General features: G+C 72.9%; 19 protein-coding genes and 3 pseudogenes. 21 read left to right on the forward strand and 1 reads right to left on the reverse strand.

The window, feature by feature from the left end:
* The first annotated feature begins 205 nt into the window (after window positions 1-205).
* From QUE40_RS06075 to QUE40_RS18955, 7 genes and pseudogenes are all read left to right on the forward strand, one after another.
* Window positions 206-1,954, forward strand: a complete 1,749-nt coding sequence (locus QUE40_RS06075; protein ID WP_289232597.1) for a peptidoglycan D,D-transpeptidase FtsI family protein — start codon at window positions 206-208, stop codon at window positions 1,952-1,954.
* Window positions 1,955-2,027: 73 nt separating this feature from the next.
* Window positions 2,028-3,424 (forward strand): annotated as a pseudogene (locus tag QUE40_RS06080) (UDP-N-acetylmuramoyl-tripeptide--D-alanyl-D-alanine ligase).
* Window positions 3,421-4,530 (forward strand): phospho-N-acetylmuramoyl-pentapeptide-transferase, encoded by a 1,110-nt coding sequence (gene mraY, locus QUE40_RS06085; protein ID WP_289232598.1) that lies wholly within the window; start codon window positions 3,421-3,423, stop codon window positions 4,528-4,530. Before QUE40_RS06080 ends, mraY begins: the two are co-directional and overlap by 4 nt.
* A 5-nt stretch (window positions 4,531-4,535) precedes the next feature.
* Window positions 4,536-6,026 carry a UDP-N-acetylmuramoyl-L-alanine--D-glutamate ligase gene (murD, locus tag QUE40_RS06090; RefSeq protein ID WP_289233029.1) on the forward strand — a complete coding sequence of 497 codons (1,491 nt, stop codon included), beginning with the start codon at window positions 4,536-4,538 and terminating at the stop codon, window positions 6,024-6,026.
* Complete coding sequence (gene ftsW, locus QUE40_RS06095; protein WP_142004863.1) at window positions 6,023-7,294, forward strand: putative lipid II flippase FtsW; 1,272 nt, start codon at window positions 6,023-6,025, stop codon at window positions 7,292-7,294. Before murD ends, ftsW begins: the two co-directional genes overlap by 4 nt.
* Before the next feature lie 76 nt (window positions 7,295-7,370).
* Complete coding sequence (locus QUE40_RS06100) at window positions 7,371-8,357, forward strand: UDP-N-acetylglucosamine--N-acetylmuramyl-(pentapeptide) pyrophosphoryl-undecaprenol N-acetylglucosamine transferase (RefSeq protein ID WP_350227135.1); 987 nt, start codon at window positions 7,371-7,373, stop codon at window positions 8,355-8,357.
* 135 nt (window positions 8,358-8,492) lie between these two features.
* Window positions 8,493-8,702 (forward strand): annotated as a pseudogene (locus QUE40_RS18955) (Mur ligase domain-containing protein); the annotation flags it as partial.
* On the opposite strand, the gene QUE40_RS18960 reads toward QUE40_RS18955, so the two are convergent.
* On the reverse strand, window positions 8,609-8,875 hold the full coding sequence (locus tag QUE40_RS18960) for a hypothetical protein (protein ID WP_350227087.1): 267 nt from the start codon (window positions 8,873-8,875) through the stop codon (window positions 8,609-8,611). The pseudogene QUE40_RS18955 and the gene QUE40_RS18960 overlap by 94 nt on opposite strands.
* On the opposite strand from QUE40_RS18960, the gene QUE40_RS18965 reads away from it, so the two are divergent.
* The 14 genes and pseudogenes from QUE40_RS18965 to QUE40_RS06165 all read left to right on the forward strand — a co-directional run bounded on the left by QUE40_RS18965 (window position 8,837) and on the right by QUE40_RS06165 (window position 20,337).
* Complete coding sequence (locus QUE40_RS18965) at window positions 8,837-9,268, forward strand: Mur ligase family protein (RefSeq protein ID WP_350227136.1); 432 nt, start codon at window positions 8,837-8,839, stop codon at window positions 9,266-9,268. The genes QUE40_RS18960 and QUE40_RS18965 overlap by 39 nt on opposite strands.
* A 156-nt stretch (window positions 9,269-9,424) precedes the next feature.
* Window positions 9,425-9,835 (forward strand): glutamate ligase domain-containing protein, encoded by a 411-nt coding sequence (locus tag QUE40_RS18970; protein ID WP_350227088.1) that lies wholly within the window; start codon window positions 9,425-9,427, stop codon window positions 9,833-9,835.
* Entirely contained in the window at window positions 9,832-10,557 is a 726-nt protein-coding gene (locus tag QUE40_RS06110; RefSeq protein WP_289232599.1) for a cell division protein FtsQ/DivIB, read from the forward strand. Before QUE40_RS18970 ends, QUE40_RS06110 begins: the two co-directional genes overlap by 4 nt.
* Window positions 10,558-10,803: 246 nt before the next feature.
* Window positions 10,804-11,493: a hypothetical protein gene (locus QUE40_RS06115; RefSeq protein ID WP_142004869.1), complete on the forward strand. Its 690-nt coding sequence runs from the start codon at window positions 10,804-10,806 to the stop codon at window positions 11,491-11,493.
* 224 nt (window positions 11,494-11,717) lie between these two features.
* A complete protein-coding gene (gene ftsZ / locus QUE40_RS06120) occupies window positions 11,718-13,085 on the forward strand; it encodes a cell division protein FtsZ (RefSeq protein WP_142004871.1) in 1,368 nt (455 codons plus the stop codon).
* Window positions 13,086-13,089: 4 nt separating this feature from the next.
* Window positions 13,090-13,833: a peptidoglycan editing factor PgeF gene (gene pgeF, locus QUE40_RS06125; RefSeq protein ID WP_289232600.1), complete on the forward strand. Its 744-nt coding sequence runs from the start codon at window positions 13,090-13,092 to the stop codon at window positions 13,831-13,833.
* Window positions 13,830-14,536, forward strand: a pseudogene (locus QUE40_RS06130) (YggS family pyridoxal phosphate-dependent enzyme). Before pgeF ends, QUE40_RS06130 begins: the two are co-directional and overlap by 4 nt.
* A gap of 71 nt (window positions 14,537-14,607) precedes the next feature.
* Window positions 14,608-15,162, forward strand: a complete 555-nt coding sequence (locus QUE40_RS06135; protein WP_142004877.1) for a cell division protein SepF — start codon at window positions 14,608-14,610, stop codon at window positions 15,160-15,162.
* Window positions 15,163-15,216: 54 nt separating this feature from the next.
* Window positions 15,217-15,495, forward strand: a complete 279-nt coding sequence (locus QUE40_RS06140) for a YggT family protein (protein WP_142004878.1) — start codon at window positions 15,217-15,219, stop codon at window positions 15,493-15,495.
* 87 nt (window positions 15,496-15,582) lie between these two features.
* Complete coding sequence (locus QUE40_RS06145) at window positions 15,583-16,767, forward strand: DivIVA domain-containing protein (RefSeq protein WP_142004880.1); 1,185 nt, start codon at window positions 15,583-15,585, stop codon at window positions 16,765-16,767.
* 207 nt (window positions 16,768-16,974) lie between these two features.
* Window positions 16,975-17,961, forward strand: coding sequence for a TraR/DksA family transcriptional regulator (locus tag QUE40_RS06150; protein ID WP_289232601.1), 987 nt, complete (start codon window positions 16,975-16,977; stop codon window positions 17,959-17,961).
* 119 nt (window positions 17,962-18,080) lie between these two features.
* Complete coding sequence (gene lspA, locus QUE40_RS06155; RefSeq protein ID WP_289232602.1) at window positions 18,081-18,626, forward strand: signal peptidase II; 546 nt, start codon at window positions 18,081-18,083, stop codon at window positions 18,624-18,626.
* A gap of 1 nt (window position 18,627) precedes the next feature.
* On the forward strand, window positions 18,628-19,563 hold the full coding sequence (locus tag QUE40_RS06160) for an RluA family pseudouridine synthase (protein ID WP_289232603.1): 936 nt from the start codon (window positions 18,628-18,630) through the stop codon (window positions 19,561-19,563).
* 126 nt (window positions 19,564-19,689) lie between these two features.
* Complete coding sequence (locus QUE40_RS06165; RefSeq protein WP_142004885.1) at window positions 19,690-20,337, forward strand: DUF8548 family protein; 648 nt, start codon at window positions 19,690-19,692, stop codon at window positions 20,335-20,337.
* The last annotated feature ends 78 nt before the right edge of the window (window positions 20,338-20,415 follow it).

The raw sequence follows: 20,415 nt of genomic DNA on the forward strand, positions 1-20,415 counted from the left end.
CAAGGGCTCGGCCGGCCGCGCACGTACGACCCGCGACCCGCGCGGCGCCACCCAGGGCCGGCCGCCGCGCCAGGCCGGCCGACCGGCCGGCCCCGGCACGGCGAGCTCGGCTCCGTCGCGCCCCGCGAAGGCCCGCCCCGCGAAGGCTCGCAAGGGCGGCTCCGGCGGCGGCAAGCCGCCGCGCAGCAAGCCGCTCTCGCTCGGCGTGGGTCACCCGCGCCGGCGCGCGCGGTTCCTGATGATCGCGATCTGCTGCGTGTTCAGCCTGTTCGCGGTGCAGCTGCTGCGCATCCAGGGCGTGGAGTCCAGCGCGGTCTCGGCCGCGGCGCTCGGCAGCCGCACCCAGAAGGTCACCATCCCGGCGCAGCGCGGCGACATCGTCGACACCGACGGCGTCGTGCTGGCCGACTCGGTCGACCGCCGCAACGTCACCGGCGACCCGCTCGCGATGGCGGAGTACCACAAGACCGTCAACGGCAAGCGCACCCAGGTCGGGCTGTCCGGTGCGGCCGCCGACCTCGCGCCGCTGCTCGGGGTCAAGGCCGCCGACCTGCTCGACGTGCTCAACAAGGCCGCGGCCAAGGACTCCCGCTTCACCTACCTCGCCAAGGACATCGCGCCCACGCAGTGGCGCTCCATCGAGAGCCTCGGCATCCCGGGCGTCTTCAGCGAGCGCACCGTGCGGCGGGAGTACCCCCAGGGCACCAGCACCGCGCCGCTCGTCGGCTGGGTCAACAGCGACGGCAAGCCGGGCGGCGGCATCGAGCAGCTGTTCAACTCCGCCCTCGACGGCAAGCCCGGGCTGCACGTCTACGAGCGGGCCCGCGACGGCAGCCCCATCGCCTCGGGCGAGGGCACCGACGAGCCGGCGGTGCCGGGGCAGTCGGTGAAGCTGACGATCGACAACGACCTGCAGTGGTACGCCCAGAACATCCTGGCCCAGCGCGTCCAGGAGACCGACGGACTCTCCGGCGACGTCGTCGTGCTCGACGTCAAGACCGGCAAGGTGCGCGCGGCCGCGTCCTACCCCAGCTTCGACCCGAGCAACATGCGCAGCGCCGACGGCTACCTGCAGCTGCGCCCGTTCACCGAGGTCTACGAGCCGGGCTCGACCAGCAAGGTCATCACCATGGCCGCCGCGCTCGAGCAGGGCGTGGTCACGCCGACGACGCCGGTCACCGTGCCGCCGACGCTGGAGCGCGCCGGTCGTCCGTTCCGCGACTCCTCGCCGCACGGCACCCTCAACCTGACCACCGCCGGCGTGCTGGCGCAGTCGTCCAACATCGGCACCGTGCTGATCGGCGAGAAGTTCTCGCCCGAGGTCTTCCGGCAGTACGCCAGCAAGTTCGGCCTCGGCCAGACCACCGGCGTCGGCTTCCCCGGCGAGTCGCGCGGCATCATGGCGCCGGCCTCGCAGTGGAAGGGCGACCAGCGCTACACCGTCCTGTTCGGTCAGGGCCTCGCCGGTACCGCCATCCAGCAGGCCTCGGTGTTCCAGACGATCGCCAACGGCGGCGTCCGCCAGCCGGTCCAGCTGCTCGAGGGCATCGACGACGGTGACGGCGGCTGGGAGAAGCCGGCCGACGACCGCACGCCGCAGCGGGTCATCCAGACCGACACCGCGAGCCAGCTGACCCGGATGATGCAGAGCGTGGTCGGCGAGGGCGGCACCGCCACGCAGGCCGCGGTCCCGGGCTACCAGGTGGCCGGCAAGACCAGCACCGCGCAGCGCTACGACTCCGAGCTCGGCCGCTACGACGGCACCACCGCCTCGTTCATCGGGTACGCCCCCGCCAACGACCCGCGGTACGTCGTGGCCGTCACCGTCCAGCGCCCGCGCAAGGGCACCTACGGTGGGGCGGTGGCCGGACCGGTGTTCTCCAAGGTGATGTCGTTCGCGCTGCAGCAGGCCCGCATCCCCCGACCACCGGCGGCCCCGGGCCCTACCCGATGACCGCGCCCACCGCGCCGTCGTCGTCGCCCTCGTCCTCGCCGTCCCCGTCGTCCAGCGCCTCGCGGGAGAAGCAGTGATCCCCCTCCAGCTCTCCGAGGTCGCTCGGATCACCGGCGGGGAGCTGCGCGGCCCCGACGTGCTGGTCGACGGCCCGGTGGTCACCGACTCGCGCGAGGCCGCGCCCGGCGCGCTCTACGTCGCCCGGGTCGGCGAGCACGCCGACGGCCACGACTACGTCCCGGGCGCGGTCGCGGCCGGCGCGGTCGCGGTGCTCGGCACCCGCCAGGTCGGCGAGACCCCCACGGTCGTCGTGGCCGACGTGCAGGAGGCGTTCGCGGCGTTGGCCCGCGGGGTCGTCGACCGGGCGCCGGGCCTGACGATCGTCGGCATCACCGGCAGCTCGGGCAAGACCTCGACCAAGGACCTGCTCGCTGCCGTGCTGCGCCCGGCGGGGGAGACCGTGGCACCGGTGGGCTCCTACAACTCCGAGGTCGGCGTGCCGCTGACCGTCTCGCGGGTCACCCGCGACACCCGCTACCTCGTCGCCGAGATGGGCGCCGACGGCGTCGGCCACATCGCCTATCTCGCGCGCATCGCGCCGCCGCGCATCGGGCTGGTGCTCAACGTCGGCCAGGCCCACCTGGGCTCGTTCGGCTCGGTCGAGGCGATCGCCGCGACCAAGGGCGAGCTCGTCGAGGCGCTGCCCGAGGACGGTCTGGCCGTGCTCAACGCCGACGACCCGCTGGTCGCGGCGATGGCGAGCCGCTCGCGCGCCCGGGTGCAGACCGTCGGTCTGTCGGAGGGGCCGACCTGCGCGCGACCGACGTCGAGCTCGACGAGCTCGGCCGGGCGCGGTTCACCATGCACACCCCGGCCGGCGCGCGCCAGGTCCAGCTGCGCGGGCTGCTCGGGGCCCACCAGGTCGGCAACGCCCTGTCGGTCACCGCCGCGGCGCTCGAGCTGGGCCTCACCCTCGACCAGACGGTGAGGGCTCTGGAGGAGGCGCGGCCGGCCAGCCGGTGGCGGATGGAGCTGTTCGAGCTCGACGGCATCACGCTGGTCAACGACGCCTACAACGCCAACCCCGACTCGATGCGCGCGGCGCTGCGGGCGCTGCAGCAGATGGGGTCCGGCGGCCGTCGCACGGTGGCCGTGCTCGGCGCGATGCGCGAGCTCGGCCCGACCTCCGAGGCGGAGCACGAGGGGATCGGGCGTGCGGCAGCCGCTGCGGACGTACGGCGGGTCGTGGTGGTCGGCGACGGCGCCGAGGGCATCGCGCGTGGCGCGCTGGCCGCCGGCGCCGATCCCGGTACGGTCTCGACGGTCCCCGACGTGGACGCGGCGCACGCGCTGCTCACGCAGGAGCTTTCCGACGGCGACGTGGTGCTGCTGAAGTCCTCGCGCGACTCGGGCCTAAGGTTCCTGGGGGATCGGATCGTGGAAGAAGCCGGGAAGGAGGTCGGTCGGTGAGAGCAGTGCTGATTGCCGCGAGCGTGTCGCTCGCGATCTCGCTGCTGGGCACCCCGGCGTTCATCAAGTTCCTGGTCCGCAAGGAGTACGGCCAGTTCGTCCGCGACGACGGCCCCACGACCCACCACACCAAGCGCGGTACGCCCACCATGGGTGGCGCGGTGATCATCGCCGCCGCGCTCGTCGCCTACTTCCTGGCGCACCTGCTCACCTGGCGCGCGCCCACCGCGAGCGGCCTGCTGGTCATCTTCTTGATGACCGGCCTCGGCGCGGTCGGGTTCGCCGACGACTTCATCAAGATCCGCAAGGCCCGCTCGCTGGGCCTGCGCTCCTGGGAGAAGCTGATCGGCCAGACGGCCGTCGGCGTGATCTTCGCGGTGCTCGCGCTGAACTTCCCCGACAGCGCCGACCGCACCCCGGCGAGCACCAAGATCTCGTTCGTGCGCGACACCCTGTTCGTGCGCCCCGACGGCACCCCGGTGAGCATCGACCTCGGCTTCGCCGGCACCGCGCTCGGGATGATCCTGTTCCTGGTCTGGGCCAACCTGCTCATCGCCGGCACCAGCAACGGCGTCAACCTCACCGACGGCCTCGACGGCCTCGCCACCGGGGCCTGCGTGATGGTGTTCGGCGCCTACGTGCTGATCAGCATCTGGCAGTTCAACCAGAGCTGCGCGCAGATCCCGAGCAACAAGTGCTACGAGGTGCGCGACCCGCACGACCTGGCCGTCGTGGCCGCCGCGGTCATGGGCGCCTCGTTCGGCTTCCTGTGGTGGAACGCCTCGCCCGCCAAGATCTTCATGGGCGACACCGGCTCGCTCGCCCTCGGTGGTGCGCTGGCCGGCCTGGCCATCACCACCCGCACCGAGCTGCTCGTGGTCATCCTGGGCGGCCTGTTCGTGCTCGAGACCCTGTCGGTGATCCTGCAGGTCGGCTCGTTCAAGCTGCGCCGCAAACGCATCTTCCGCATCGCCCCCATCCATCACCACTTCGAGATGCTCGGCTGGAACGAGGTCACGGTCGTGGTGCGGTTCTGGATCATCTGCGGCCTGTGCGTCGCGCTCGGCCTCGGCATCTTCTACGCCGAGTGGGTGGTCGGGGCGTGACGAGCGTGCCGTCCGACCCGTCGTACGAACCGCTCGGGGGCGGCCGCGACCTCACCCACCGCGACGCGGACTGGTCGGGTCTGCAGGTCGCCGTCGTCGGCCTGGGCGTCAGCGGCTTCGCCGCCGCCGACGCGCTGCTCGAGCGGGGCGCTCACGTGCGCGTGCTGAGCGAGGGCACCTCGCCGGCGATGGCCGAGCGCGCCCAGGTTCTGCAGATGCTCGGCGCCGAGGTCGTGCACGGCGCCGCGTTGCCGCCGGCGCCCGAGCCCGGCACCCAGCTGGTCGTCACGTCCCCGGGGGTGCCGCCGACCAACACGTTCCTGCAGGGAGCGGCCGCCGCGGGCATACCGGTCTGGGGCGAGGTCGAGCTCGCCTGGCGGATGCGTCCGCGCGAGGGCGCCGCGCCGTGGCTCACCGTCACCGGCACCAACGGCAAGACCACCTGCGTGACGATGCTCGAGTCGATCCTGCGCGCGGCGGGGCTGCGCGCCACCGCCGCCGGCAACGTCGGGCTGCCGATCCTCGAGGCCGTGCTGCACCCCGAGCCGTACGACGTGCTCGCCGTCGAGCTGTCGACCTTCCAGCTGCACTGGTCGCGCAGCATCTCGGCGCACGCCTCGTGCTGCCTCAACGTGGCTCCCGACCACCTCGACTGGCACGGCTCCTACGAGGAGTACCGCCGGATGAAGGGCCGGGTCTACGAGCACACCCAGGTCGCCTGCGTCTACAACGTGCAGGACCCGCAGACCGAGCAGCTGGTGCTCGACGCCGACGTGGTCGAGGGGGCTCGCGCGATCGGGTTCACCCTCGGCGTGCCGGCGCGCTCGATGGTCGGCGTGGTGGAGGACGTCCTCGCCGACCGGGCGTTCGTCGCCGAGCGCGCCACCTCGGCCGCCGAGCTGTGCCAGCTCAGCGACCTGGCGCCCGACCCGTCCGCGGACCCGCCGCCCCACCTGGTCGCCGACGCCCTCGCGGCGGCGGCCCTGGCCCGGTCGGTCGACGTGCCGCCGGCCGCGGTGCGCGACGGGCTGCGCGCCTTCACCCCGCAGCCGCACCGCACCCAGCCCGTCGGCGAGGTCGACGGCGTGCGCTTCGTCGACGACTCCAAGGCCACCAACCCGCCCGCCGCCGCGGCCTCGCTCGCGGCCTACCCGCACGTCGTGTGGATCGCCGGCGGCCAGCTCAAGGGCGCCGCGGTCGACGACCTGGTGCGCGCCAACGCCGACCGGCTGCGCGGAGTCGTGCTGCTCGGCGTCGACCGGGCGGTCATCGCCGACGCGCTTTCCCGACACGCGCCGCAGGTTCCCGTCGAGGTGCTCGACAGCACCGACACTGGCGTCATGTCCGAGGCGGTGCAGGCGGCGCGCGCGATGGCGCACCCGGGTGACGTGGTCCTGCTCGCGCCCGCGGCGGCGTCCAAGGACATGTGGAGCGGCTACGACGTGCGCGGCGACGACTTCGCTGCGGCGGTGCGCGCGCTGGGCGAGGGCCGATGAGCGCCACCAGCGCGCCCGAGCGCGAGCGACCGGCCAGCACCCTCTCCCAGCTGCGCAACGCGCCGTCCGTCCGGTCCTGGCGCCGGCGGCTGGAGTCCCCGGTCGCCCCTTACTACCTGATCCTCGGTGCCACCACGCTGCTGGTGGGGCTGGGTCTGGTCATGGTGCTGTCGGCCTCGAGCGTCACCTCCTTCCAGGACAGCGGCTCCTCGTTCACGATCGCGCGCCAGCAGGCGATCTACGCCGCGCTCGGCGTGGTCGCGTTCGCGGTGGCCAGCCGGTTCTCGGTGACCTGGCTCAAGCGCATGGCGCTGCCGGCCTTCGTGCTCGCGCTCGTGCTGCAGCTGGCCGTCTTCAGCCCCATCGGCAAGGAGGTCAAGGGCAACCGCAACTGGATCGGCTTCGGCAGCTTCACCCTGCAGCCCTCCGAGCTCGGCAAGCTGGCGCTCGTGCTCGCCGGTGCGCTGGTGCTGGCGCGCAAGCGCAAGCACATCGGTCGGTTCGCCCACGCGATGCTGCCGTTCGCGCCGCTCGCCGGGGCGCTGATCCTGCTCGTGCTCGTCGGCCGCGACCTCGGCACCGTGCTCGTGCTGCTGCTCATCGCCTCGACCATGCTGTTCGTCGCCGGCGTGCGCATGCGGTTGTTCGTCGCCGGAGCGATCGCCGCGACCGCCGGAGTCGTGTTCATGGTCCAGGGCAGCGACAACCGGATGTCGCGCATCGGCAGCTGGCTCGGCGCGTGCAACGACGAGGCCGCGCTGAGCGGCGCCTGCTACCAGCGGGTGCACGCCACCTACGCGCTGGCCGACGGGGGTTGGTGGGGCGTCGGGCTCGGCGCCAGCCGCGAGAAGTGGTCCTGGCTGCCCGAGGCGCACAACGACTTCATCTTCGCGATCATCGGCGAGGAGCTGGGCCTGCCCGGCACCCTCGTCGTGATCGGGCTCTACCTCGCGATCGCGTTCGCGGCCTACCGGATCATCGCGGGCACCGACGACTTCTTCGTGCGGGTCGCCTCCGCCGGGATCCTGGTGTGGATCGTCGGCCAGGCGTTCATCAACATCGGCTCGGTCACCGGCCTGCTGCCGGTCATCGGGGTGCCGCTGCCGCTGGTGTCGGCCGGCGGCTCGGCGCTGGTCACCACCCTCGCCGCCCTCGGCGTGCTCGTCGCGTTCGCACGCAACGACCCGCAGTGCCGCGAGGCGCTGGCCGCCCGCCCGAGTCTCGTACGCCGGTCGCTGGCCGTGCTGCCCTCGCGGGGTCAGCGATGAGCCCGCTGCGCTCGGTCGTACTGGCCGGGGAGGCACCGCCGGCCACGTCTCCCCGCTGCTGGCCACGGCCGCCGCCCTGCAGGAGCGTCACCCCGACGTGCGCATCACCTGTCTCGGCACGGCCGGCGGACTGGAGGAGCGGCTGGTGCCCGCCGCGGGCCTCGACCTGAGGTTGATCCCGAGGGTCCCGTTCCCGCGCCGGCCCGACCTCGCGGCCGTGCGGTTCCCGGTGGCGTTCCCGCGCGCCGTGCGCCAGGCGCGCGCCGTGCTCGACGACGTCGCCGCCGACGTCGTGGTCGGCTTCGGTGGGTTCGTGTGCCCTCCGGCCTACGTCGCCGCGCGCGGCAGGCGAGCGATCGTCGTGCACGAGGGCAACTCCGTCGTCGGCATGGCCACCAAGCTCGGCGCCCGGATGACCGACCACGTGGCCCGCACCTTCGCCAACACCCCGCTGCCGCAGGCCGAGCTCATCGGCATGCCGCTGCGCCGGGTGATCACCCGGCTCGACCGCGCGGCGGCCCGGCCCGACGCGCTGCGTCAGCTGGGCCTCGCCGACGGCTTCCCCACGGTGCTGGTCACCGGCGGCTCGCTGGGCGCGCAGCAGATCAACGAGGCCTTCGCCGGCAGCGTCGACGCGCTGCGCGACGCGGGCGTCCAAGTGCTGCACGTCACCGGTGCCGGGAAGGGCTTCGCCGTGAGCGACGGCGCCGAGGGGCAGCCGCCGTACGTCGTGCAGGAGTACGCCGACCGGATGGACCTCGCCTACGCCGCGGCCGACCTCGTGGTCACCCGGTCCGGCGCGAACATGGTCTCCGAGACCTCCGCCGTCGGGCTGCCGGCGGTCTTCGTGCCGCTGCCGATCGGCAACGGCGAGCAGCGGCGCAACGCCGAGGCCGTCGTCGAGGCCGGAGGCGCCGTGCTGGTCGACAACGCCCAGGTCACGCCCGAGTGGGTGCGCCGCGAGCTCGTCCCGCTGGCGCTCGATCCGCAGCGGCTGCAGGCGATGAGCGCCGCGGCCGCCGGCCAGGGCACCGCGACGCGGACGAGCGGCTGGTCGACATGATCGAGCGGGCCGTCGCGCAGCCGGAGGGCGCAGGTCGTGGCTGACGGGACGAACCCCCGCTTCGACTTCTCCGCTCCGCTGCCCGACATCGCCTCGGTCGGCGCGGTCCACATGATCGCCGTCGGCGGGTCCGGCATGTCCGGCATCGCCCGGCTCCTGCTGGCCCGCGGCGTCGCGCTGTCGGGGTCGGACAACAACGACGTGCCCGTGCTTGAGGTGCTGCGCTCCGCCGGGGCCCGCATCGAGGTGGGCTACTCCCCGGCCAACGTCGCCGACGTGCCGGACGACGCCGTGGTCGTGATCTCCTCGGCCATCCACGACGACAACCCCGAGCTGGTCGAGGTACGCCGCCGCGGCCTGCCCGTGCTGCACCGCTCGCAGGCGCTGGCCATGCTCATGGCCGACCGGTCGGGGCTGGCCGTGGCCGGCGCCAACGGCAAGACGACCACCAGCGCCATGGCCACCGTGGCGCTGCGCGCCTGCGGCGCCGACCCCTCGTTCGCGATCGGCGCCGACATCGCCGGCATCGGGGCCAACGCGGGTCCGGGGTCGGGGAGGCGTTCGTCGTCGAGGCCGACGAGAGCGACGGGTCGTTCGTCGTCTACCGCCCCGACGTCGCGATCGTCACCAACGTGCGCGACGACCACCTGGACTTCTACGGCACCTCGCAGCGGCTGCACCAGGCGTACCTGGAGTTCGCCGGGACCATCGCCCCGGGCGGGCTGCTGGTGGCCTGCGCCGACGACGCCGGGAGCGCCGCCCTGGCCGAGCGCCACGCCGCATCCGGTGGGCGGGTGCTCACCTACGGCCGCAGCGAGACCGCCGACCTCGTCGTGGGTGAGGAGTGGGCCGAGGGCTTCCAGCAGCGCGCGACGCTGCGGCTCCAGGGGTCGACCTCGACCTCACGTTGAACGTTCCCGGCGCGCACAACGTGCTCAACGCGGCCGGCGTCACCCTCGCGCTCACCGCCGGGCTGGGCCTCGACCCGCAGCAGGTCGTCGCGGGCCTGGGCGCCTTCCGTGGCACCTCGCGCCGGTTCGAGCCGCGCGGCGAGGCGGGGAGTGCGGGTGGTCGACGACTACGCCCACAACCCCGGCAAGCTCGAGGCCGCGGTGCGCACGGGGCTGGCCCTGCGCGAGGGCGGCCGGCTGGTCGTGGTCTTCCAGCCGCACCTGTACTCCCGCACCCAGCACGCCGCCGACGGCCTGGCCGCGGCGCTGCGGCTGGCCGACCACGCCGTGGTGCTCGACGTCTACGGCGCCCGCGAGCAACCGGTCGAAGGTGTCACCGGGCGCCTGGTGAGCGACCTGGTGCCCGGGGCCGACTTCGCCCCCGACCACGACGCCGCGCTCGAGCTGGCGCTGCGCGCCGTGCACCCCGGTGACCTGCTGCTCACGGTCGGTGCAGGAGACGTCACCTCGCTCGGCCCGCGGCTGCTCGAGGCCCTCGCGACGGGCGGGTCCGGAGAGGCGTCGTGAGCGCCCCGCACGCGCGCTTCGCGGCCCGCGCCGCCTCGCTGCGCGACGAGACGCGGCGACGGCGGCTGCTGCTCGCCGGCGTGGCCGTGCTCGTCGTCGCGCTGGTCTGGCTCGTCGTCTTCAGCCCCGTGCTCACGGTCCGCACCGTGCAGGTGACGGGCGCGCCCGCCGCGCTCACCGACCGGGTGCGCGCGGTGGCCGACGACGTGGTCGGCACGCCGGTGGTGCGCGCCGACACCTCGGCCGTGCAGCGACGGGTGGCCAAGATCGACGGGGTGCGCGCGGTGCGCGTCGACCGCAGCTTCCCGCGCGGCCTGCGCGTCACGGTCACGCCCCGCACGGCGGTGCTGGTGATCGAGCAGGCCGGGACCCGGCGGCTGGTCGACACCGAGGGGGTCGCCTACGCCCGCGGCGCCAAGGCCCCGCGCGGTCTGCCCGTGGTCAAGGTGGCGGGTCAGGAGCCGCCGGGCCGCCCCGAGCTGTCCTCGCTCGCGACCGTGCTCTCGGCGCTGCCGGCGCAGGAGCGGGCCCGGGTCTCCGGCCTGCAGCTGTCCTCGGCCGGGCAGGTGTCCTTCAGGCTCGGCGACCTGGCGGTCAGCTGGGGCGACGCCACGGGCTCCTCGGCGAAGGCGCGCGACCTCGCGGCGCTGCGGCCGACGATCGAGGACGACGGGGCGACGGCGATTGACCTCAGCGCCCCCGGGCGCCCGGTCCTGAGCTGAGCCGCCCCCGGCTTCCCCGTGTGCGGCGGCGCCGCGTCCGGTGGGTGAACGCTGACCGTCCGCTGAGACGGATGCGGGTGAAATCGACCACCCCGGCGGGCGGATCGCGCTAGCGTGACATCGCGCATAGCACATGTGTGTGAACCGTGAACGATCCGCCCCCTCAAGCCGCGCGCAGCACGCAACACGGTGTGGCCCCGCACGCCGAGCTCCTCGCGGTCGAACGACCCCTCGAAGGAGCTGGCCATGCCCGCACCCCTGATCACGCCCCGCGCCACCACCACCGACCCCGCCCCGGTCGCAGCCCCGCCACCCAGCCCCGGCGCGCCGTCCCGGCGGACGCTGGCCAAGGGCGCGGCCTGGGCCGTCCCCGCGGTCGCGCTCGGCGCCATGGCGCCGGTCATGGCCGCGTCCGCGCCGCCGCAGTGCCCGACCTGCCTGGTCGCCGGTGCCGGCGGGGCCTTCACGGCGCAGGGGGCCGCCGCCCTCGGTCTCGCGAGCGTGTCGGGCACAGCCGTGTTCAACATCGACTCGACGGCGTGCCGACTCGACCTGTTCGAACCGGCCTACGCCGTGCTCGGGGTCGGCGGGACCGTGTCGTGGTCGGACGGTCGCACGACGAGTCTCACCGTCGCCACGCTGGTGGGCGCAGGGACGTTCGGTCGGATCAGCGCCGTCAACGCGACCTTCACCACGGTCAGCCGGCCGATCCCCAACGGCACGCCGCCCGCCCTGCGACCCACGCGGGTGTGCTTCGACTTCACCGCGATCTTCGTCGCACTCATCCCGCCGGGGCTGGAGCTGGAGTGTCCCTACACGATCTGCTACGACGTCACGAACGTCACCACCACCGGCGCGGTCGCGCTCGGCAGCGGCACGGTGAACTGGACCGGAACCCTCGGCCGGGGGTCGCTCACGACGCGCACCACGCCCTGACGCGACGGCGCCCGAACCGCACTCAACCTCTACTTCACTGTTCGACTCGTGCGAAGGGAGCGACCCCTGCCGTAGCATGCGCGGGAGCTTCCGGGCCGGCACCTCGCGTGTCGCACCCGACCGCTCGGTCCAGGTGGCCTCCATGATGGGATCGAGCGTCGGGTGCAACCTGCGCCCTGAGCTGAAGGTCGAACGCCCATCCCGTCGTGAAAGGCCCCATCCTCGTGACCACTCCCCAGAACTACCTGGCCGTCATCAAGGTCGTCGGCATCGGCGGCGGTGGCGTCAACGCCATCAACCGGATGATCGAGGTGGGCCTCAAGGGCGTGGAGTTCATCGCCATCAACACCGACGCGCAGGCGCTGCTGATGAGCGACGCCGACGTCAAGCTCGACGTCGGCCGTGAGCTCACCCGCGGTCTGGGCGCCGGCGCCGATCCCGAGGTCGGCAAGAAGGCTGCCGAGGACCACGCCGAGGAGATCGAGGAGGTGCTCAAGGGCGCCGACATGGTCTTCGTGACCGCCGGCGAGGGCGGTGGCACCGGAACCGGTGGCGCTCCGGTCGTCGCCAAGATCGCCAAGGGCCTCGGCGCCCTGACCATCGGTGTCGTCACCCGTCCGTTCACCTTCGAGGGCCGCCGCCGCGCCAACCAGGCCGAGCTCGGCATCAACGCGCTGCGCGAAGAGGTCGACACCCTCATCGTCATCCCCAACGACCGGCTGCTGTCGATCAGCGACCGCAACGTCTCGATGATGGACGCCTTCCTCAGCGCCGACCAGGTGCTGCTGTCCGGTGTCCAGGGCATCACCGACCTGATCACGACCCCGGGTCTGATCAACCTCGACTTCGCCGACGTGAAGTCGGTCATGCAGGGCGCCGGCTCGGCGCTCATGGGCATCGGCTCGGCCCGCGGCGACGACCGCGCGGTGCAGGCGGCCGAGCTCGCGATCTCCAGCCCGCTGCTGGAGGCCAGCATCGACGGTGCCCACGGGGTGCTGCTGTCGGTGCAGGGTGGCTCCGACCTCGGTCTGTTCGAGATCAACGAGGCCGCCCGCCTGGTGCAGGAGGCCGCCCACCCCGAGGCCAACATCATCTTCGGTGCGGTCATCGACGACGCCCTCGGCGACGAGGTGCGGGTCACCGTCATCGCGGCCGGCTTCGACGGGGGCTCGCCGCAGCGTCGCCCCGACGAGCGCGCGCTCGGTCAGATCCAGGGCGGCCCGCAGGCCCAGCAGCCCGCGCAGGGCGGCGGCGCCCAGCAGCAGTCCGGCCCGCAGGGTGCGAGCCCGGCCGGTGCCGGCCAGCAGGCCGGTGGCCAGGGTCAGCAGCCCCCGCGCCAGGCTCCGGCCGCCGGAGGCGACCGCAACCAGGCCCCGACGCAGGGCGTGCCCACCCAGGCGCCGTCCCAGACCCAGCCCGCCCCCTCCGGCCAGGGCGGCCAGGGTGCGCAGCAGGCGGGGCAGCAGGGCGGCGACCAGCGTCAGCCCGGCGGCACCCCCGGCCAGGTCCAGCAGGGGCAGAGCGCCCGCCCGCCGCGTGAGGTCACCTTCGACGACAAGGACGACCTCGACGTCCCCGACTTCCTGAAGTGAGCCGATGATCGGCTGGCAGGACCGGCTCACCGGTCCCGCGGGCCGGGTCGTCGACCGTTACTTCACCGACGCCCGCGGGGGCGTCAGCCGCCCGCCGTACGCCGGACTCAACCTGGGTGCGCACGTCGGCGACGACCCCGCGGCCGTCGCGGACAACCGCACCCGGCTGGCCGACGAGGTCGGCGTGCCGACCGAGCGGCTCGTCTGGATGAACCAGGTGCACGGCGCCGAGGTCTGGGTCGCCGAGCAGCAGGGGCAGACCCCGCCCGAGGGTGACGGGGTGCTCACCACGACCGCCGACCTCGCGCTGGCCGTGCTCGTCGCCGACTGCACCCCGGTGCTGCTCGCCGACGTCGACGCCGGTGTCGTCGGGGCCGTCCACGCCGGGCGCCCCGGCATGGTCGCCGGCGTGGTGCCGGCCGCGGTGCGGCGGATGCGCGACCTCGGCGCCGAGCGGATCGTCGCGGCGGTCGGCCCGTCGGTGTGCGGTCGCTGCTACGAGGTGCCCGCCGAGATGCGTGACGCCGCAACGGATCTCGCGCCCGGCTCGCGCGCCGTCAGCTGGACCGGCACCCCGGCCATCGACGTCGCCGCCGGCGTGGTCGAGCAGCTGACCGCCGACGGGGTCGAGGTCTCCTGGGTCGCGGGTTGCACCCGCGAGAGCGACCATCTCTACTCCTACCGCCGCGACCAGCGCACCGGCCGGTTCGCCGGCGTGGTCGTGCTGCGCGGCGAGGGCGCGACGTGACCGAGCGTCGCGACGAGCTGGCCGTCAACCTGCAGCGGGTGCGTGAGCGCATCGACGCGGCTTGTGCCGACGCCGGGCGTTCGCCCGAGGAGCTCACCCTCGTCGTCGTCACGAAGTTCTTCCCGGCCTCCGACGTCGCGCTGCTTGCCGACCTCGGCGTGACCGACGTGGCCGAGAACCGGCACCAGGAGGCCGGTGAGAAGGTCGCGAGCCTCGACCCCGACGTACGCCGTCGGCTGGCTGTGCATTTCGTCGGCCAGCTGCAGAGCAACAAGGCCGCTGCCGTGACGCGCTACGCCGACGTCGTGCAGAGCGTCGACCGGGCCAAGATCGCCCGCGCCCTCGACCGCGCGGCGGACGAGCGCGACCACCCGCTGGAGGTCACCGTGCAGGTCGACCTGTCCGGCGACGACGCGGGGCGCGGGGAGTGCGCCCGGCCGACCTGCCCGCCCTGGTCGAGGAGGTCGCCGGGCTGGAGCACCTGCGACTGCGCGGGCTCATGGCGGTGGCGCCGCTGGGTGCCGACCCGGCGCCGGCGTTCGCCACCCTCGCCGAGCTCGTCGAGAGCACCCGTCGCGACCACCCCGACGCGACCTGGATGTCGGCCGGGATGAGCGGCGACCTGGAGCAGGCGATCGCCGCGGGCGCGACACACCTGCGTGTCGGCAGCGCAATCCTCGGTTCGCGACCGGCTCAGCGGTAGCGTCGGCGGCGGTTCGCAAACGACGTTGCTGACGGCTCTCCGGGCGTCAGGGAAGACCCTCCAAGGAGCGGATGATGAGCGCCCTGCGCAAGACGATGGAATACCTCGGACTGGCCGAGGTCGACCCTGCTCACCCCGACAACCGTGCGCGCCGCGCCGACGACGGCTCGGTCTACGACGACGCGTACGCCGCTGACGGTTACGGCTACGACTACGACCCGGCCGACGACGAGGTCTACGACGACAACCCGGCCCCGGAGCAGTCGGCCGAGGTCACCCCGCTGCCGCGCCGGGCCCCCGCGCCGCACCCGGTCCGTGAGATGCACCACTCGGAGGTGGCGGGGATGAACCGCATCGTGCCGATCCACCCGCGCACCTACAACGAGGCCAAGGCCATCGGCGAGAGCTTCCGCGACGGTGTCCCGGTCATCATGAACCTCAGCGACATGGACGACGGCGACGCCAAGCGTCTGGTCGACTTCGCCGCCGGCCTGGTCTTCGGTCTGCACGGCACCATCGAGCGCGTCACCAGCAAGGTGTTCCTGCTGTCCCCGGCCACCATCGAGGTCGCCACGCAGACCGGTCAGCCCTCCAAGAACGCCCGCGTCCTGTTCAACCAGAGCTGATCTCGCGCGGGCCCTGCCCGCTCCTTCCGCAGCCACGTCGCGCAGACTGTCGCCATGGACGCCATCCGGGCAGTGCTCATCCTGCTCCTGTATGTCTTCTTGATCCTGCTGCTGGCCCGGCTGGTGATCGACTGGGTCCAGGTGCTGGCCCGCGACTGGCGTCCGCGCGGCCCGGTGCTGGTCATCGCCGAGGTCGTCTACACCGTCACCGACCCGCCCCTGCGAGCCCTGCGGCGGGTCATCCCACCCCTGCGTCTGGGGCAGATCAGCCTCGACCTGGCCTTCCTCGTCCTGATGCTGGCTGTCACTTTGTCGCTCAGTCTTCTAAGGTGACGGCGACAGTTTTTGATTCTGCGGTCGACCTCGAAGGCACTTGCGCCGGGCCGGTCGGCCCACTTGTGGTGACCGAGGTGAAGACACATGGCGCTGACGCCGGAAGACGTGGTGACGAAGGAGTTCGGCCGGCCGAAGAGCTTTGGTCGTAGTGGCTACGACGAGGGCCAGGTGGACGACTTCCTCGACGACATCGTCGTGGAGCTGCGTCGGCTGAACGCCGAGAACGAGAAGCTCTCCGGACAGCTCGAGGACTGCCGTCGCGGCAAGGGCCTCACGGGTCGGGAGACCACGGGCGAGCAGACCAAGGAGCAGCCCAAGACGGGTGCGGCCGCGGTCCCCGGTCTCACTCCCGTGCCGGCCGGCGGCTCCGCCGCCGCCAAGGCCGACGACGGCGAGCTGAAGGCGAGCCAGCAGAAGCTGGCCACGCTGAAGGCCGAGCTGGCCCGCACGGAGGAGGCGACCCGCGTCGCCAAGGACTCCCAGCGCCAGGCCGAGGAGAAGCTCGCGGCGATCAAGGCCGAGATCGACAAGGCCCAGGCCGCCCAGCGCGAGGCCAACGCGGCCGAGCGCGAGGCACAGACCCGCCTCGCCGACGCGCGCAGCAAGGCCGAGGCCGCCGAGAAGGCGCAGCCGGCCGCCGCGCCGCAGCAGCCCGCGACCGCCCCGGCCCCGGTGGCCGGCCAGGCGGCTTCGGTCGCCGGTCAGTCGCCCGCGGCCGGACAGGCCGAGGGCGTGGGCAGCGGGGCGACCGCCGCCGCGGCGGGTGCCGCGGGCGGTGCCGGCGCCGCGGGCGTCATCGCGCTGGCCCAGAAGCTGCACGACGAGCACGTCGCCGACGGTCAGAAGACCAAGGACCGTCTCGTCGGCGAGGGCGAGTCCTACCGCGACCGCGTGGTGGGCGAGGCCAACACCAAGCGCGACGAGCTCATCAAGGCGGGCCAGACCAAGCACGACGAGCTGGTCAAGGCCGGTCAGACCAAGCACGACGAGCTCGTGCGCACCGGTCAGCAGCAGCACGACAAGCTGGTCAAGGACGGCACCGACAAGTCGCAGACGATGCTGCGCGACGCCGAGAGCCAGAAGACGACCATCCTCGGGCAGCTCAACACCGAGCGCGACCGCCTCACCGGTGACATCGAGGGGCTGCGCGGCTTCGAGCGCGACTACCGCGGCAAGCTCAAGGCGTTCCTCGACGACCAGCGCAAGTTCCTGGACACCACCATCGACGGTGGCGACCCCAAGTCCACGGCCGGCTCCTCCGCGAGCTAGGTCGACCGACCCGTCGCCTACGACGCCCCGGCCCCTGCGGGCCGGGGCGTCGTGGGTTGTGCCGGCGAGGGCGTACGTCATCCACCCCGGTGAGGGGAATCGGCGCGTGTGCGTTGTTCCGGGTGCGGGCGTCCCTTATCCTCGCCCGGAACGCCCGGCTCCTGCGTCGACGTGGGGCAGTGGCTCCATCGGTGTGGAGAGGGACTCATGGCTGGCACGGACAAGCATGATGCGGGCACGTCGAGCACGTCGGGGGTCACCGGCCGCGTGGGCCGCGCCCTGCGCAGCGTGGTGAGTGCGGGACGGCGCTCGGGCGGCGAGGGTGGGTCCGGCAGCGCCAAGCCCGCGGCCAAGAAGGCCCCCGCGAAGAAGGCGAGCGCCAAGAAGGCGAGCACGACGAAGGCACCCGCGAAGAAGGCGCCGGCGGCGAAGGCCACCGCGAAGAAGACCGCGACGAAGAAGACCGCGACGACGAAGACGGCGACGAAGAAGACCGCGACCGGCACCAAGGCTCCGGCGAAGACGGCTCCTGCGACCACGAAGTCCGCGGCCGCGAAGAAGACCACCTCGACGAAGACGGCCGCCAAGAAGACGAGCGCCAAGAAGACGGCCGGCGGCGCGAGCGCGCCCGCCACGAAGGCTCCGGCGAAGAAGCAGGCCACCAAGGCGACCACCAAGGCCGCGCCCGCCAAGAAGAGCACCACCAAGGCTGCGCCGGCCAAGAAGGCGACGACCAAGGCTGCGCCGGCCAAGAAGAGCGCGCCGGCGAAGAAGACCACCGGCGCGACGTCCGCTGCCCCCGGTCAGCTGCGGGTGCGCCAGGACGAGTCGCCGTGGACGAAGAAGGAGCTCGATGCCGTACGCGCCGAGCTGCTGGCGGAGCAGGAGCGGCTCACCACCGAGCTGTCCGGGATCGAGCAGGACATCCAGCAGCTGATGCGCGACAGCGGCGACGGGTCCGGTGACGACCAGGTCGACGCGGGCGCCAAGACCTCCGAGCGCGAGCAGGAGTTCACCGTCGCGCAGAACTCGCGGGCGATGCTGGCCCAGACGGAGAAGGCGCTGCGGGCCATCGACGACGGCACCTACGGCATCTGCGAGAATTGCGGCAACGCGATCGGGAAGCTGCGCATGCAGGCCCAGCCGCGTGCCACCCTCTGTGTGACATGCAAGCAGAAGCAGGAGCGTCACTGAACGCCGCAGCCGCACCGTCCGCCGGTCGCGACGAGACCTCGTCCGACTCGGGAGCCGACGCGACCCCGCCCAGCCCGACGACCGACGAGACCGCTGAGCAGCCGAGCCGCTCGAACCGGTTGATCGCGGTCCTGATCGGCATCGCGGTCGTGACGTACGCCATCGACCAGCTGAGCAAGGCGTGGGTCGTCGCCAACCTGCAGATGGGGGAGCCGCACCCGATCGTGGGGGAGTTCTTCCAGCTGCGGCGGGCTGCGAACCCGGGCGCGGCGTTCTCGATCGCCACCAACGCCACCTGGCTGCTGACGATCATCGCCATCGTCGTGATCGGGTGCACCATCTGGGCCGCCCGCAAGCTGCGCAGCCGGGGCTGGGCGGCAGCGCTCGGCCTGCTGATCGGCGGCGCGCTGGGCAACCTCACCGACCGCTTCTTCCGGGCGCCCGGCGGCGGCAAGGGGCACGTCATCGACATGTTCCAGCTGCCCAACTGGCCGATCTTCAACGTGGCCGACGTCTGGATCGTCAGCGCCGCTGTGCTGATCTGCCTGCTGGCCTTCCGGGGCATCGGCATCGACGGCACCCGGGTCAGCGACGACAAGGACAAGGACACGGACGAGCACGCGACCAGGTCTGAGCCCGCCCGCACCGACGACGCGGAGCGCTGAGGTGGCCGACGTCCGGGCGCTGCCGGTGCCCGACGGGCTCGAGGGCGAGCGGGTCGACGCGGCCGTGGCGCGCCTGCTGGGGCTCTCGCGCACCCGCGCCGCCGAGCTGGCCGCCGACGGCGTGATCACCGTCGACCACAAGGTCGTCGGCAAGTCCGACCGGGTCGGCGCCGGCCAGTGGCTGGAGGTCGAGCTGCCCGAGCGGCTCGGTCCGCGCCAGCCCGAGGTCAAGCCGGTCGCCGTGCCGGGGCTGAAGATCGTCCACGAGGACTCCGAGATCATCGTGGTCGACAAGCCGCTCGGCGTCGCCGCGCACCCGAGCGTGGGCTGGGACGGGCCCGACGTGGTGAGCGGGCTGGCCGCCGCGGGCAAGCGGATCTCGACCTCGGGCGCCGCGGAGCGGCAGGGGATCGTGCAGCGGCTCGACGTCGGCACGAGCGGACTGATGGTCGTCGCGAAGTCTGAGCGGGCGTACACCGTGCTGAAGCAGGCGTTCCGCGACCGCACGGTCGAGAAGACCTACCACGCGCTCGTGCAGGGCCTGCCCGACCCGGTGATCGGCACGATCGACGCGCCCATCGGTCGCCACCCCGGGCACGACTACAAGTTCGCCGTGATGAAGAGCGGGCGGCCGAGCGTCACGCACTACGAGCTGCTCGAGGCGTTCCGCCGCGCCTCGCTGCTCACCATCCACCTCGAGACCGGCCGCACCCACCAGATCCGGGTGCACATGGCCGCGCTGCACCACCCGTGCGTCGGCGACCCGCTGTACGGCGCCGACCCGACGCTGGCCAAGAAGCTCGGCCTGGACCGGCAGTGGCTGCACGCCAAGGAGCTGTCGTTCGTGCACCCGGGATCGGGCGAGTGGGTGACCTACACCAGCGACTACCCCGACGACCTGCAGGCGGCGCTGGACCGGATCCGCGAGCTCGACTGAGCGGCGCCGTGGCGAGGGGGTGGGCGTGCAGGACTCGCCCAAGCCGTACGTCGTCTGGTGGGTTGGTCCGCTCGGACAAGTACCGAATCGCCGACGTTCGTAGGGGCCGCCTGCTTCACTTCGGGCATGGAGACTGATGCGGCTGCCAGACGTCTGGCAGATCGGATGGAGCGCGACGGGATTCAGCTGGTCGAGTGGCGAGGCGGGTACCCCGACGAGATCGAGGCGGCGCTGATCAACGCCGTCCTCTCTATTCGGGCGAGGTACGGGACGGTGACGAACGGGGTCAGGGGTGCAGTCGGCCGATACCGGGATCATGAGCAGCGTCGGTTGGACGACCTCACGGTCCTGGCGAAGCGCAAGCCAGAGCTGCTGGCCCGCCAGCTCGACAATCACGCGCGGGCGTCCGGGCGACTCAAGGCCGACCTCATCGTTGACGCAGCGAGGCGCCTGGTGGATGCAGGGGTGACGCGCGCTGGCGACCTCGACCCGGTCGGGGACCGTCATCGGCGGGCGTACACCGGAGTGCGGGGGCTGGGTGCAGTCACGTGGGTGTACTTCGCGATGATGCTGGGGCATGACGGGGTGAAGGCCGACACGTGGATCCAGAAGTACGTGACCCACGCCGTCGGCGCGCCGCTCGATCCGGCGCGCGCCGAAGCAGTTGTCGCGGCGGTAGCGGCGCAGCAGCAGGTGGAGGTGCGGCAGGTGGACCAGGCGATCTGGCGGTTCGCCCGCAGCCGCGAAGGGGCAGCCAGCCTGTCCGACTCCTGACTGCGCAACCGCGGGAGTGCGCTGAGAGTGCACGTCTTGCCCATGTCTTACGTCGTCGGTGGGCGAGTCGCGCACACT

It is taken from the genome of Barrientosiimonas endolithica (assembly GCF_030296655.1).
GTDB classification, from domain to species: domain Bacteria; phylum Actinomycetota; class Actinomycetes; order Actinomycetales; family Dermatophilaceae; genus Barrientosiimonas; species Barrientosiimonas humi.

Excerpts from the sequence above, each read along its gene's own strand:
- ftsW (WP_142004863.1), top strand. The coding sequence starts at position 6,023 with ATGAGCGCCACCAGCGCGCCCGAGCGCGAGCGACCGGCCAGCACCCTC.
- QUE40_RS18960 (WP_350227087.1), bottom strand. The coding sequence starts at position 8,875 with ATGTCGGCGCCGATCGCGAACGAGGGGTCGGCGCCGCAGGCGCGCAGC.
- QUE40_RS06115 (WP_142004869.1), top strand. The coding sequence starts at position 10,804 with ATGCCCGCACCCCTGATCACGCCCCGCGCCACCACCACCGACCCCGCC.
- pgeF (WP_289232600.1), top strand. The coding sequence starts at position 13,090 with ATGATCGGCTGGCAGGACCGGCTCACCGGTCCCGCGGGCCGGGTCGTC.
- QUE40_RS06135 (WP_142004877.1), top strand. The coding sequence starts at position 14,608 with ATGATGAGCGCCCTGCGCAAGACGATGGAATACCTCGGACTGGCCGAG.
- QUE40_RS06140 (WP_142004878.1), top strand. The coding sequence starts at position 15,217 with ATGGACGCCATCCGGGCAGTGCTCATCCTGCTCCTGTATGTCTTCTTG.
- QUE40_RS06145 (WP_142004880.1), top strand. The coding sequence starts at position 15,583 with ATGGCGCTGACGCCGGAAGACGTGGTGACGAAGGAGTTCGGCCGGCCG.
- QUE40_RS06150 (WP_289232601.1), top strand. The coding sequence starts at position 16,975 with ATGGCTGGCACGGACAAGCATGATGCGGGCACGTCGAGCACGTCGGGG.
- QUE40_RS06165 (WP_142004885.1), top strand. The coding sequence starts at position 19,690 with ATGGAGACTGATGCGGCTGCCAGACGTCTGGCAGATCGGATGGAGCGC.